13 protein-coding genes are annotated in these 14,102 nt (G+C 60.6%); 2 read left to right on the top strand and 11 right to left on the bottom strand.

The annotated features are described in order from the left end of the window. Nucleotides 1–41: 41 nt before the first annotated feature. The 3 genes from H9Q16_RS05375 to H9Q16_RS05365 all read right to left on the bottom strand — a co-directional run bounded on the left by H9Q16_RS05375 (nt 42) and on the right by H9Q16_RS05365 (nt 2,655). Nucleotides 42–524, bottom strand: a complete 483-nt coding sequence (locus tag H9Q16_RS05375) for an SspB family protein (protein ID WP_191074313.1) — start codon at nt 522–524, stop codon at nt 42–44. 71 nt (nt 525–595) lie between these two features. Further along, the gene (chrA, locus tag H9Q16_RS05370) at nt 596–1,843 is read right to left on the bottom strand and encodes a chromate efflux transporter (RefSeq protein ID WP_191074312.1); all 1,248 of its coding nucleotides are present in this window, start codon (nt 1,841–1,843) and stop codon (nt 596–598) included. Continuing rightward, nucleotides 1,840–2,655, bottom strand: coding sequence for a chromate resistance protein ChrB domain-containing protein (locus tag H9Q16_RS05365; protein WP_191074311.1), 816 nt, complete (start codon nt 2,653–2,655; stop codon nt 1,840–1,842). Before H9Q16_RS05365 ends, chrA begins: the two co-directional genes overlap by 4 nt. Nucleotides 2,656–2,850: 195 nt before the next feature. On the opposite strand from H9Q16_RS05365, the gene mfd reads away from it, so the two are divergent. Next, on the top strand, nt 2,851–6,309 hold the full coding sequence (gene mfd, locus H9Q16_RS05360) for a transcription-repair coupling factor (RefSeq protein WP_191074310.1): 3,459 nt from the start codon (nt 2,851–2,853) through the stop codon (nt 6,307–6,309). 2 nt (nt 6,310–6,311) lie between these two features. Further along, nucleotides 6,312–6,614, top strand: a complete 303-nt coding sequence (locus tag H9Q16_RS05355) for a hypothetical protein (protein ID WP_191074309.1) — start codon at nt 6,312–6,314, stop codon at nt 6,612–6,614. Here the strand turns inward: H9Q16_RS05355 and H9Q16_RS05350 are convergent. From H9Q16_RS05350 to H9Q16_RS05315, 8 genes are all read right to left on the bottom strand, one after another. Beyond that, on the bottom strand, nt 6,601–7,809 hold the full coding sequence (locus tag H9Q16_RS05350) for a multidrug effflux MFS transporter (protein WP_191074308.1): 1,209 nt from the start codon (nt 7,807–7,809) through the stop codon (nt 6,601–6,603). The two genes, H9Q16_RS05355 and H9Q16_RS05350, sit on opposite strands and share 14 nt — an antisense overlap. Nucleotides 7,810–7,922: 113 nt before the next feature. Next, nucleotides 7,923–8,345 (bottom strand): nucleotidyl transferase family protein, encoded by a 423-nt coding sequence (locus H9Q16_RS05345; RefSeq protein ID WP_216859295.1) that lies wholly within the window; start codon nt 8,343–8,345, stop codon nt 7,923–7,925. Further along, on the bottom strand, nt 8,342–8,515 hold the full coding sequence (locus tag H9Q16_RS05340; protein WP_191074306.1) for a hypothetical protein: 174 nt from the start codon (nt 8,513–8,515) through the stop codon (nt 8,342–8,344). Before H9Q16_RS05340 ends, H9Q16_RS05345 begins: the two co-directional genes overlap by 4 nt. A 130-nt stretch (nt 8,516–8,645) precedes the next feature. Continuing rightward, nucleotides 8,646–9,293, bottom strand: a complete 648-nt coding sequence (locus tag H9Q16_RS05335) for a DsbA family oxidoreductase (protein ID WP_191074305.1) — start codon at nt 9,291–9,293, stop codon at nt 8,646–8,648. Continuing rightward, complete coding sequence (locus H9Q16_RS05330) at nt 9,286–10,779, bottom strand: class I adenylate-forming enzyme family protein (RefSeq protein ID WP_191074304.1); 1,494 nt, start codon at nt 10,777–10,779, stop codon at nt 9,286–9,288. The genes H9Q16_RS05335 and H9Q16_RS05330 overlap by 8 nt, the downstream gene beginning before the upstream one ends. Before the next feature lie 37 nt (nt 10,780–10,816). After that, on the bottom strand, nt 10,817–11,476 hold the full coding sequence (locus H9Q16_RS05325; protein WP_191074303.1) for an aquaporin: 660 nt from the start codon (nt 11,474–11,476) through the stop codon (nt 10,817–10,819). Next, entirely contained in the window at nt 11,473–11,949 is a 477-nt protein-coding gene (locus tag H9Q16_RS05320; protein ID WP_191074302.1) for an arsenate reductase ArsC, read from the bottom strand. Before H9Q16_RS05320 ends, H9Q16_RS05325 begins: the two co-directional genes overlap by 4 nt. Before the next feature lie 39 nt (nt 11,950–11,988). After that, entirely contained in the window at nt 11,989–13,704 is a 1,716-nt protein-coding gene (locus H9Q16_RS05315; protein ID WP_191074301.1) for an extracellular solute-binding protein, read from the bottom strand. Nucleotides 13,705–14,102 lie beyond the last annotated feature (398 nt).

The following is a 14,102-nucleotide window of genomic DNA, read 5'->3' as shown; positions in this document are numbered from 1 at the left end:
CCTGACGAAAGGGGTGCAATCAGGCGGTGGCGCTAACAGGTCTATTTGCGAAAGGAATCGAGCGAAACGATCTGAGCTTCCGCTGCCTTTTCTTCGGCGACTTCCAGCTCTGCCTCATCTATCTGCGCCAGCTCTGGCGCTGCGGTGACTGCCGCGTCTTCTCCATCGCCTTCCTGCTGTTCAAACCGCAGGCCGAATTCCACAGACGGATCCACAAAGGTACGGATGGCATCGTAGGGGACATAAAGCGGCTCTGGCGCGTCGCCGAAATTCAGCGTGACAGCAAACCCTTCCTGGCCCACTTCCAGCTTGTCGTACCAGTGTTGCATGACCACGGTCATTTCGCCGGGATACCGGTCCGACAGCCAGTCGGCCAGTTCGGCATCCGGGTGCGCCGTGTCAAAGGTGATGAAAAAGTGGTGATTGCCCGGCAGCCCGTTGTCCGAAACATCCTGAAGCACCTTGCGGATCAGACCGCGCATGGCGTCATGCATCAGGTTGCCATAGTCAATGCTGCGGCTCATCGCGTTCTCCGGGTTGGCCCTTGGGCAGTTTCAGCATACGCCTTTTGCCGGGAGTGAAAAGGGGGCAATGGTTAAAGCGCCGCCAATCCCGATGCAGCCAGCGCCAGCACGCCCATCGTGCTGACAAACCCCCAATTGAAACCCAGCATCAGGACTACCGCACCCCCTGTCAAAAGGGCCGCTACCGGATTGAAACTGCTCAGATCCGGGGCGGGCAGGGCCAGCAGGACTGCCGGATCTACGCGGTCAAAAAGCACGTGTAGCGCAAACCACAGCGACAGATTTGCAATCACCCCGACCACAGCTGCCGTGATGCCCTGCAACGCACCAGAAAGGCGCGGCTGGGCTGCGAGACGCTCAAGATACGGTCCCGCAAGGAAAATCCACAAAAAGCAGGGCGTGAACGTGACCCAGAGCGCCAGCATTCCTGCGGCAATCGCTCCCGCGATGCCAGAGTGCGCGAATCCGGCCAGCAGCGCCACAAATTCTGTCACCAGAATAAGCGGCCCCGGTGTCGTTTCAGCCAGGCCCAAGGCGTCGATCATCTCGCCCGTTGTGATCCACCCGTAATCCTGAACGACGGTCTGGGTCATATAGGCAAGTACCGCGTAAGCCCCGCCAAAGGTCACAATGGCCAGCTTGGAAAAGAAGAGCCCTAGCTGAAGCAGAAACTCCTGACCCGCGGCCCAGACCCCCACCAAGGGGGCCGCCCAAAGTGCCGCCCATACCGCAACGGTCGCAAGCGGATTTGCGGGGCGCTGTGGGATATGCGCCGGGGCTGAGACCTGTCGCGGGACCTGTGCGAAACCAATCCCGGCGGCGATCAGAATGATCAACGGGAAAGGCAGCCCAAAGACAAAAAGTGCTACGAAGGACCCCAGCGCCAGCGCCCAGCCCGTGCCCCCGACCAGCGCGTTGCCCGCAACCTTGCGCAATGCCTGAAAGACGACCACGATCACCGCTGCCTTGATGCCCAGAAACGCGGCCTGCACCAGCGGGACCTGACCGACATAGGCATACCCCAATGCAAGAATGGCAATGACAATCGCACCCGGCACCACGAACAACAGCCCGGCCAGCAACCCGCCTGGCACGCCGCGCATGCGCCAGCCTGCATAGGTTGCCAGTTGCATCGCTTCGGGTCCGGGCAACAGCATGCACAGCGACAGCGCCCGCAGATAGGCCTGTTCACTGAGCCAGCCGCGCACCTCTACCAGCTCGCGGTGCATCAGTGCGATTTGCGCGGCCGGGCCGCCAAAGGACAGCATCCCGATCTTGCCATAGACGCGGGTCATCTCATCCCAACCCGGTGTGCTCATGAACTGCGCCCCGTGGGCCAGTCATGCCCTTCATCCACCCCATCGCGCGCCCAGCGATAGAGGGCATCGTAAAGTACCATACCCGCCTCCAGCTGTGCCTGATCGTCCTTGTATTGACGTGACAGGCCCACGGAAATCGCCAACAACCCTGCCGCCTGCGGTGACGCGTCATGGGTATTGGTATCTGCCGCGCGCACCACTGTTGCCAGCCGGTCCAGCGGCGCTGAGTGCAGGGCGAAGGTGTCCAGCATCGTGTCGAAGGTGCATTGGGGCCCCTTGTGCGAGAACGGCACATCCTCGATATCAAAAGGCGTGGCAGCATAGCGATCCGCAACCCCTGTCACCCATTCGGGTGAGACGAAAAGAAACCGCGCCTCGGGGTCCACAAACCGCCGGATCAACCAGGGACAGGCGATGCGGTCGATCTTGGGACGGTGCCGTGTGACCCACAGGGTCGCGCCATCCACCGGGGCAGGGATCGCTTCTGCCGGGATCCGCGTCATCTGCGGATGATCCCGCCAGCCATACATGCCGCCCGACAGGTATTCCGCCGCCAGCCCGTCCGCGCGCAGACGCGCGACCAGACCCTGGCTCAGCTTGATGCCCTGCTGGCAGGTCACGACGCAGGCCCGTCCCCCCAGCCGCGCCTTGAGACCCGGAATATCCGTGTGCGGATGGCGAAACGATCCGGGGATCAGATAGGGGTCTTCGTCGTGGTCGGGATCAATGGAAATATCCACGATCACCGGGCATTCCGGCGTGCCGATCAGACGCAGAAGTTGGGGAACGGTAATTTCGTTTGGAGCGGGCATGACAAGGCATCCTTTCAAGAGGTTCAGGATGCGATCCTTGGGCCTTGGCCTCACGGGGCGGTCGCAGGCCCCATAGGGTTTTGTGCCGCCAGTGCCGGCCCAATGTCAACCCGGCCCCATCCCTTGAGCGAAAAAGCAAAGGCTTTGCGGTCTGCCGTATTGACACCAACCCCCAAAGCGCCACATGAGGCGGCAATGGCCGATCAGTTGATCCTTTCCGGGGTGCCAGAGGGCTTTGATGCCAAGGCAATCCTGAACGAAATCGGCTCTCGCAATGCGCCTGTGCTGCATGTGGCGCGTGATGACAAGCGGATGGCCGCCCTTCAGGCAGCACTGGCCTTCTTCGCCCCCGATATGCCGGTGATGACCTTTCCGGGCTGGGATTGCCTGCCCTATGACCGGGTGTCACCCAACGCCGACATATCTGCCCGGCGCATGGCGACGCTTGCCGCCCTTGTGCACGGCATGCCCGACACCTTTGTCCTGCTGACCACCCTCAATGCCGCGACCCAACGGGTCCCTGCACGCGCGATCCTGCGCGATGCCGCCTTCAGCGCGCGGGTGGGCAGCCGCATCGACGAAAATGCGCTGCGCCAGTTTCTGGTGCGCATGGGCTTCGTGCAAAGCCCTACAGTGACTGAACCCGGTGACTATGCCATCCGGGGTGGGATCATCGACATCTATCCCCCCGGCGATCTGGGGCCTGTGCGGTTGGACCTCTTCGGCGATGTGCTGGACGGCGCCCGCCGCTTTGATCCTGCCACCCAGCGCACCACGGAAAAGCTTGATCTGGTGGAACTCGCGCCGGTCAGCGAGGTGATCCTTGATGAGGCCGCGATCACGCGGTTTCGTCAAAACTATCGCATCGAATTTGGCGCGGCCGGCACCGATGATCCGCTTTACGAGGCCATATCGGCCGGGCGCAAGCATCAGGGGGCGGAACACTGGCTGCCGTTTTTTCATGCCGAAATGGAAACTCTCTTTGAGTATCTGCCGCAGGCCACGATCACCCAGGATGATCAATTGACGCCGATGCGGCTGGCTCGGTGGGAGAGCGTGGCGGATCAGTATGAAACCCGTCGTCTGGCGATGACCAGCCGCTCCAGAATGGACACGGTTTATAAACCCGCACCGCCCGAAGGGCTGTATCTGACGGATGACGCCTGGGTGCAGGCGACGGTGGATCACCGAATGGTCCAGTTCAACCAATTGCCCCAACCCACAGGCCCGGGCGTGCTGGACGCAGGTGCGCGGATCGGGCGCAACTTTGCGCCTGAACGTCAGCAGGAAAATATCAGCCTTTTCGGCGCTTTGGCGACCCATGTGAAAGCAAAGCTTGAAGCTGGCCCGGTGGTGATCGCAAGCTATTCGGAGGGCGCGCGGGAACGCCTGACGGGATTGATCGAAGACGAAGGACTGGCCGAAGCGATCCCCATCCGTGACGCCATACGCATCGGCAAACGGGGCCTGCATCTGGCAGTCTGGGCGCTGGAGCACGGGTTTGAAGCGCCAGGTCTCACTGTGATCTCTGAGCAGGACGTGCTGGGCGACCGTCTGATCCGCGCGCCCAAACGCAAACGCCGGGCAGAGAATTTCCTGACCGAAGCCACAAGCCTCAGCCCCGGCGATCTGATCGTGCACGTGGATCACGGCATCGGGCGCTATCACGGGCTTGAGGTGATCACCGCCGCCGGGGCCGCGCACGAGTGCCTCGTGCTGGAATATGCCGAAAAGTCAAAGCTCTACCTGCCCGTTGAGAATATCGAGCTGCTGTCGCGGTACGGCCACGAGGAAGGCCTGCTCGACCGCTTGGGTGGCGGCGCGTGGCAGTCCAAAAAGGCCAAGCTCAAGGAACGCATCCGCGAGATGGCGGATAAGCTCATTCGCATCGCCGCCGAACGGGCCCTGCGCAAGGCCCCGATCCTTGAGCCGCCCCCGGGCATGTGGGACGCGTTTTCGGCCCGCTTTCCCTATCAGGAAACGGACGATCAACTGCGCGCCATCAGCGAGGTGATGGAGGATCTGACATCAGGCAACCCGATGGACCGGCTGGTCTGCGGCGATGTGGGATTTGGCAAGACCGAGGTTGCCATGCGCGCGGCCTTTGTGGCGGCCATGTCCGGCGTGCAGGTTGCAGTCATTGCACCGACGACCCTGCTTGCCCGGCAACACTACAAAAGCTTTGCCGAACGCTTTCGCGGCTTTCCCATCGAGGTGCGGCAACTGTCGCGCTTTGTGTCCCAGAAAGAGGCGAACGCCACACGTGATGGCATGGCACGCGGCACCTGTGACATCGTGATCGGCACCCACGCGCTGCTGGCCAAGGGCATTCGTTTTCACAATCTCGGCCTGCTGGTCATCGACGAAGAACAACATTTCGGTGTGACCCACAAAGAGCGGCTCAAACAGCTGCGCACCGACATTCACGTTCTCACGCTGACCGCCACACCCATCCCGCGCACGCTGCAGCTATCGCTCACGGGCGTGCGCGACCTGTCGATCATCGGCACGCCACCCGTCGACCGTCTGGCCATCCGCACCTATGTCAGCGAATTTGACGCCGTCACCCTGCGCGAGGCCTTGCTGCGGGAACATTATCGCGGCGGGCAGTCGTTCTATGTGGTCCCGCGCATCTCGGATCTTCCTGAGATTGAGGATTTTCTGAAATCCCAACTGCCGGAACTCTCTTATGTCATTGCGCACGGTCAACTTGCCGCCGGAGAGTTGGACGAACGCATGAATGCCTTTTACGATGGCAAGTTCGACATCCTGCTGGCCACCACGATTGTTGAATCCGGCCTCGATATCCCCACCGCCAACACCATGGTGGTGCACCGGGCCGATATGTTCGGTCTGGCGCAGCTTTATCAGATCCGGGGCAGGGTGGGCCGCTCCAAAACCCGTGCCTATGCTTATCTGACCACCAAACCGCGCGCCCGTCTGACACCTACTGCCGAAAAACGCCTGCGTGTTCTGGGCTCGCTCGACACGCTGGGGGCGGGATTTACGCTGGCCTCGCAGGACCTCGATATTCGCGGGGCAGGGAACCTTCTGGGCGAAGAACAATCGGGCCAGATGCGCGATGTGGGGTTCGAACTTTACCAAAGCATGCTGGAAGAGGCGATCGCCAAGATCAAGGCGGGTGAGATGGAGGGGCTGTCAGCCGCTGATGATCAATGGGCCCCGCAGATCAATCTGGGTGTTCCCGTGCTGATCCCCGAAGACTACGTGCCCGATCTCGATGTGCGGCTGGGTCTTTATCGCCGGCTGTCCGAGCTTAGCACCAAGGTCGAGCTTGAAGGCTTTGCCGCCGAACTGATCGACCGGTTCGGCAGGCTCCCGCGTGAGGTCAACACGCTGATGCTTGTTGTGCGCATCAAGGCGATGTGCAAGCGCGCTGGCATTGCAAAACTGGATGGCGGGCCAAAGGGCGCTACCATTCAATTCCACAATGACAAATTCGCCTCCCCCGAAGGGCTGGTGAAGTTCATCGAAGATCAGCGCGGGTTGGCCAAGGTGCGTGACAACAAGATCGTCGTGCGCCGCGACTGGAAGAAAGACGCCGACAAGATCAAGGGTGCCTTTGCCATCGCGCGCGATCTGGCCGAACACGTCATTGCCAAGGAAAAGCAGCGCAAGGCAAAGGCGGGCTAGCTATGTTGAAGTATCTTATGATCCCACTGTGCGCAGGGCTTGTCGCCTGCGGTGACCTGCCCCAGACAAGTGACCGCGCCCCGCGCGAGATCGGCCAGACAGAGACGGGAAAACCGGTCTATCAGTTCAGGCTGACCCGCAGCAACGCGCTGGGGATCACCCCGGTTTCTTCCGGCGCCATCGCGGCGCGTGCGTTAGAAATCTGCCCCACTGGCTACCGCGAAATTGGCCGCACGGGCGAGGTAACGCGCCGCATTTCCGGTGTCATCTACACCGATGTGGATGTGACGATCATCTGCGCCTGAAGGTCTTTTGCCGCGTCTCGACCCGCGCCAGCATCAGCATCAATCCGAAACCTGCCAGCGACAGGGTGACCACAAACATCGCCAGCGGCATCACAGTGCCATCAAACAGCAACACTACGGGCGCGGCCATCAACGCCGCAAACATCGTCGACACGCCGCCAATGATCGAGGCCGCAATGCCCGCCACATGGCCCAGCGGTTCCATTCCGATGGCATTGAGGTTGCCAAGGGTCAAACCCGCCTGCAAAAAGAGACTGATCTGCCACAAAACAAAGACCGCAAACCCATAGGGCTCAGGCAAGGTGGTCAGACCAAACCCCAGCAAAACTGACGACAATAGGATTTGCGCGCCAAGGGCAAAGGTCACCAGACGGCGCATGCCAAGCCGCACGACGAGTACCGCATTGATCCAGCTCGCACTGGCCGAGATCAGCGCCGTTGCGCCAAACCAATAGGCAAAGGTATCTGCCCGCCCATAGGTCTCAGAATAGATTTGCTGGACCAGCATCAACATCGAAATCAGCACCGCCATCGACAGCGTCTGAACCACGATAGACAGGCGCACGACCGGCAATCCGAAGATATAGCGCGCAGCACTGAAGATAGCTGTAATGGACAGAGGGCGCCGGTTTTCTTCAGGCAGGGTTTCTGGCAACCGCAGCACCATCCAGATCACCGTGAAGAACGAAAAAATGACAAAAGCCACATAGATCCCGCGCCATCCCATCACCGAGATAATCCCGACACCCATGGCCGGGGCAAATCCGGGCACCAGCGCAAATACCATCATGATAAACGACACGATCCGCGCCATTTCACGCCCCGAGAACAAATCGCGCGTGACAGCCATTGCCACCACACGGGGGCCGGATGCGCCCAATCCCTGCACCGCACGGGCCACCAGCATCAGCTCAAGCGATGTGCTGGCCCAGGCCACCACAGAGGCTGCAATGTAAAGCCCGGCACCAAATATCATCACCGGCTTGCGCCCAAAAGTATCCGACAGAGGTCCGGCAAGGAACGTCCCCAAACCCAGTCCAAAAAAGAATGTTGTCAGCACCAGCGGCGCGCGCTCTGGATCCAGCGGTGACAATTCGGCGGCAATTTCAGGAAGTGCCGGCAGCATGGCGTCCATTGAAAAGGCGACCGTTGCAAACATCATTGCGACCAGTGCGACAAATTCCGCACGGCTCATGGAATATTCAGCAGATTTAGAAGACACGAAAACTCCGACTTCGCGCGTCATAATGTGACGCGGACTGGCGTCAGTCGTAACCTATGGTTGCGGATGTTGCAATTGTTAAACGATCAACCTGCGCATGTATTTTCGATTAGTGAGACCGGGGGCCTGTCATCGCGATTTTCGGCCCTTGGCAAATAAATAACTTGTGTAATATCAAGGAGATCATCAAATGCTCCCTGCCAGACATCCGCCATCGCGAACACGCATACATTGTAATTTACGATGTCCGTTCGCCGTTGAGAATGGCTTTCAGCACAGATCACGCGACTGACGTAACGGCAGCTTTCCAGCATCGCCTTGCGCGTTTCAAATGACCGTCTTGCGGGCCGGCCCTGCAGATCGCAAAGCGCATCCGAATTGCATCCGATGATCACATCATCGCCCAGCCGCGACAGTTTTCGTAAAAATTCAACGTCTTGAAGTCCGAAGGTGTCAAATGCGCCATAGCTCAGCACGGCACGGTGGCGGATCGGGGACATGAAGCTCATTCTGCGGTGCCCTGTTCGTTGCGCCACACAGCGCGAACAATGTCGGCTTCGGCCAATGAAGTGCGGGGCATAGATATGGTCCAGCCCAACGGCCCGTCTAGAATGATCTTGGCGATGCGTGGAATCGGTTTGGATGTCACCGCATCGGGTGATGTGTCGTCGCGTGTCATGAGCACCTGCCTGCGCTTATTTTTATTCATTCGGGATCTGACGTCCCGTAACATCCTGACCCTAGGTCATAACCTGCAGCATGGCAAAAGCCCTGACACGCCGGTGGGCGCAGCTGTTGCCAAAAGGCCGCTATCCGGCGTTTGCACCGGCAAGATCAGCGATCACAGAGGACCAAAGCTCGGGTGGTTGGGCCCCCGGCACAGCGTGTTTTCCGGCCACGATAAAGGTCGGGACAGAACTGATACCCATCGTGCGGCTGTGGGCGTCGCGGTCGCGGATGGCTTGCCTGTCTTCGTCGGTTGCCAGCAAACGTGTGACCACAGCGGCGTCCATCTCGATACTGTCGGCAATATCCGCCAGCACTTCCGGGTCGCCGATGTCGCGCGCATCGGTGAAATAGGCCTTGAACAGCGCTGATACGGCGGCTGTCTGGCGCCCCTCGATGCCCGCCCAATGGATCAGGCGATGGGCATCCAGCGTATTGGGCGTGCGCTTCATGTCTTCAAAGTTGATCTCGACGCCTGCTTTTCGGGCATGTTCCACCACAGGGGCATAGGCGCGCACAGCCCCGTCCTTGCCTCCGAACTTGCCCTCAAGATAGGCACGCCTGTCCATGCCGGCAGCGGGCATGTCCGGGTTCAGCTGAAAGGGATGCCATTCGATCACAAAGGGATGGTCCGGATGATCGCCAAGAGCCCGGTCCAGATGCGCCTTGCCGATAAAGCACCAGGGGCAGATCGGGTCGGACATGATATCAAGCTTGATCGGGTCAGCCATGGTTTTCAGCCTCAAAGGCGGCACGCAGGGCGCGGCGCAGCAGTTTGCCGTTCGCGCCTGTGGGCAGCTTGGGCAGGTGAATGTAAAGGCGCGGCTGTTTGTACCGCGCAAGCTTGGTTCGGGCATATCCGCGCAGCGCGTCATCGTCCAGTGGGGCTGGTGCCGCATAGAAAGCCGCGATCACCCGCACATCTGCCTTAACCTCGACCTCGGTCACACCGATGGCCTCAATCCCTGGCATGCTGGCCAATGCCGCTTCAACCTCCAATGGCGAGACGCGAAAACCGCCTGCGTTCATCATGTCGTCGTTGCGGCCCAGATAGGTGATCTGGCCCGCCGCATCCCGGACGCCCTGATCCCCGGTCAGGAACCAATCGCCCTGAAATCTATCGGCGGTCTGATCAGGTGCGCCCCAGTACCCCAGCATCAGGCCCGGATCACTGCGGTGGATGGCGATCGTACCGTGCGTGCCGTCTGCCACTGGCCCCTCCGGCCCAAGGATCGCCACGCGGCGGCCCGGTTGGGCACGACCCACGGCATCCCCGTCTGCAGGGGCGTCGGGACTGCCAGAGATAAAGGTTGAACATTCGGACATGCCAAACGCTTCAAAGACAGGGGTGTCAGTCGCGTCTTGCCAGCGATCCCGCAGGGCGGCTGACATCTTTTCGCCCGCACTCAGACCATGTCGCAGGGTAGGGACTTCGATTGTGCCCGGCGCCGCGAGCATTTGTCGGTAAACACCCGGCGCTGCGGCAAAGATCGTGGCCTGCTCTGCGGCCATTATCGCGGGCAGATTGGCAGGTGCCGTACCCGGTTCAGGGATCAGGGCTGTGGCCCCCACTGTCCAGGGGTCCAGCAGACCCGTGCCCAGCGTATAGGTCCAGTTGAACGCGCCTGCATGCATCACCCGGTCATCCGGTCGCAGACCATACCAGCCGTCAAACATCATCCGCCGCGCGCGGATCGCGCGATGGGCATGCATGACCGCCGTCGGCTTGCCCGAAGTACCAGACGTATAGATGACATACCCCAACCTTTCGGGATCGCCCATATGCCACGCGGCGGCCGGCAGATCGCGCATGGCGCGCAACCCATCCAGCGACAGCACGTTTGCTGCTGGCGGGCAGGCCACATCCGGGTCCCGTAGAATGAAGCGCGGGCGCAGCGTGTCGATGATACGCGCCACTTCGGCTTCGGTCAGCACCGCGGCGGTCGGCACCGGCACCAGCCCAGCGGCGATTGCCCCCAGATAGGCCAGTGGAAAGTCGGGCGTATTGCCAAGCCGCATCAGCACCAGATCCCCCGGTGTCAGACCCCGCTGCAAAAGCCCCGTCGCAGTGCCGCGCACTGCCTGGATCAGATCGCCGAAAGTCCAGTGTTCGGGTTTGTCGCCCCCGACCAGACTCAATGCAGGTTTGTCGGGATGTGCCGCACCTGCAGCCAACACATAGGCGGCAAGGTTGAAAGGGTCGGCGTCCATCGGCATGCCTCCGCGCTACCTCAGCACGAGGGCGCGCGCAAGATCACGGCTGATCGCGGCCGAAAAGCTCCCGCAGGATCCAATGACCAATGCCCACTGCCAGCAGCTGCGCGATGATAAAGGCCGGGATATGCGCCGGATTGATGCCCGCAAACGTGTCCGAAAAGCCCCGAGCAACGGTCACAGCAGGGTTGGCAAAACTGGTCGAGGCGGTGAACCAATAGGCCCCGGTGATATAAAGCGCCACCAATGTCGGCACGGCTTCGGGCCGGGCGCGCAGGCCCCCAAAGATCACCATCAGCAACCCGAAGGTGGCGAAAAATTCGGAAAACCACTGCGCGCCGCCCGTACGGTGCATGGTCTCGGAAAGCTGCAGCACCGGCTGCGCGAACATCAGATGCGTGGCCCAGACCCCCAGAACGCCCCCGACAATCTGCACGATGATATAGCCCGGCACCTCGTCCCAAGGCAGTTCACCGCGCAGCGCAAAGGCCAGGCTGACCGCCGGATTGAAATGCGCCCCCGAAATGGGCCCAAGCGTGGTGATGATCACATAAAGCATGCACCCCGTGGCAATCGCGTTGGCCAGCAGCGCGATGGCAATGTTCCCATCGGCCAGCGTCTGACCCATGATGCCCGACCCGATCACGGATATCAGCAGCAGGGCGGTGCCCAGCCCTTCGGCGGCAAGACGGCGGATCATGGGGTCGCTCCTGCGGTTGCAAGGTGGGCTTTCAAGGCCGCCTTGTCCAACGTCTCAACCGGTTTGGCAAGCAAAGCCGCTGCCCGGCGGCGCAGGATGCCGTAGGCCGTGGCAAAGGCCTCGGGTGCTGCATTGTCCGGCACCGCTGCCGGATCCTCGACCCCCCAATGCGCTTGCATAGGTGCGCCGGGCCAGATCGGACAGGTCTCTGCCGCAGCAGAGCCGCAGACGGTGATCACCACATCCATTACAGGCGCATCCGCCGCGCCAAAGACATCCCAACTCTTGGAGCGCAAACCGTGGGTATCATGACCCCTCTCGGCCAACAGCCGCAGCGCGTGCGGATTGACCTGCCCGGCAGGTTGACTGCCCGCAGAATAGGCCCGCACGCGGCCATCGCTCAGCTCATTCAGCAGGACTTCAAGAAGGATCGACCGGGCAGAGTTGCCGGTACACAGGACAAGGATATTCATGATCTGCGCGTACTCAGGCTTCGTTACGGTTTTGTGACATCATTGGGTCTCGTACCACCAGACATGCGGCATGTATTCCGACCCATCGCCGTAAATAGGAATGTAGTCGGGATACCTCATGGCCGCGTCATGGGCGATCAGCCCTTCGTTGAATTGCCAGAACGGGATGACATAGCGGCCCGCCGTCAATACCCGGTCAAGCGCGCGGACTGCGGCGGTGAAATCCTCGGATTCTGTGGCCGTCAGCATATCGGTGATCAACTGATCGATGGCGGCGGATTTCACGCCCATCAGATTGCGCGAGCCCTCTGCATCCGCTGCCTCTGATCCCCAGTAATACCGCTGTTCATTGCCCGGGCTCAGCGACAGGGCGCGACGGAAATAGGTCATCTCAAAGTCATACGCATTCGTGCGCGCAAGATATTGAGCATTGTCCACCGTCTCGATGATGACCTCGATGCCAAGGCGCTTGAGGCCCTGCTGATACAACTCGGCGATGGCAAGATTTTCGCGGCTGCCCTTTTCCAGCAGGATGGTAAAGGCCAGGGGCGAGCCGTCTGAAGCGCGCATCGTTCCCCCTTCGGCGCTGAACCCCGCCTCTTGCAAACGCGCCATCGCTGTGCGGATGCCCTTGCGGTTGCGTTCCGTGCCGTCGCTTTGCGGCAGCGCATATCCGTCCCGCGCGCCGGGGGGCAGGATATCCGTAAAAGGAGCCAAAAACTCTGCCACTTTGCCTTCCGCCGGCCCTGGTTCCATCGCCAGCACGGAGTTCGAGAAATACGAACTGATCCGGGGCAGCGCGCCACCTGTCAGAGTCTCGTTGATGTACTCGAAATTGAACGCGGTGATCAGCGCATCGCGTACCCGCCAGTCATCGAACGGTGCTTTGCGTGTGTTCATCACGAAACCAGTCATGCCCGAGGGCTTTTGGTGCGGGAAGGTTGATTTGACGACGTCACCGGCATCGATAGCGGGGAAATCGTATTGCGTGGCCCATGTTTCCGCGTTGAATTCCCGCACAGCCGATATCTCACCCGCCTTGAAGGCCTCGAACAGCACATTGGCATCGCCGTAGAAGTCGATGGTTATACTGTCGAAATTGTACTGCCCCCTGGCATAGGGCACATCCGCCCCCCAATAGTCAGGATTGCGCGTCAGCGTCACCTGTCGCCCGGCCTGATAGTCTGAAACGACATAGGGCCCGGTGCCCAACGGGACCTCGCCCAGCGGCGCATTGGCGAAATCTTTGCCCTCCCACTGCGCCTTGCTGAGGATCGGGCGCATGCCGGCCAGCAACGCCAGTTCGCGATTGTCGGTGTTAAAGGTGATCCGCACGGTCCGCGGCCCGGTTTGCTCAATGCGCTCAATCTGTTGCCAAAGGCCAAGGTAACGCGGGTGCCCTTCGGTGCCCAAAAGTTCGTAGGAAAAGATCACATCCGCGACCGTGACAGGCGTCCCATCAGAGAATCGGGCACCCTCGCGCAGCGTGAATTCGACCCATTTGCGGTCTTCGGGGGTCTCAATCGATTCGGCCAATAACCCGTATAACGTGAATGGTTCGTCCCACGAGCGGCCCATCAGGCTCTCGTGTGTGAAGAACCGCAGCTGCCACGGCACGCTGCCTTTGCGCACATATGGGTTCAGACTGTCGTACGTCCCGGTGTTGCCCAAGGTGATGTTACCGCCCTTGGGCGCCTGGGGGTTCACATAAGGGAGCGACACAAAATCCGGTGGCAGAGCAGGGTCACCATACATAGATATCCCGTGCTGAGGCTCCGCTTGGGCCAGCGCACCACAGAGAATCAGTGAAGAAATGGCCGCAACGCCCCGTGCCATTTGGAAAAAATCTATCACCATTTTCGCAACAATCCTGCTCTGCCCTTGTTTTATTGGGCCAAGTGTTACCGGGGGAATCCAGCCAGTTCAAACTTTTAGCTTGGCGGATCGGCGGACATCTTCTATAAAGAGGGCACTGCTCGATAGGTTTCTTGCCTGTATGAAACCTGCCTCAATAACTTAACGCCCGCTTCGTGCGGGCGTTTTTTTTGGCTTTGTGCCCGGTGCTTATCGGTGGGGCGGCCATTCGGATGATCACAGCGCGCCAGGCTGTCGGCTTGTATTGCACGCGGGCGTACCCCGCGCAAACGTCATCT

Origin of the sequence: Sulfitobacter aestuariivivens (genome assembly GCF_014763045.1) — a bacterium.
Lineage (GTDB): Bacteria > Pseudomonadota > Alphaproteobacteria > Rhodobacterales > Rhodobacteraceae > Sulfitobacter > Sulfitobacter aestuariivivens.
Note: the sequence above shows the minus strand (reverse complement) of the source record. Positions and strands in the feature narration are given on the sequence as shown.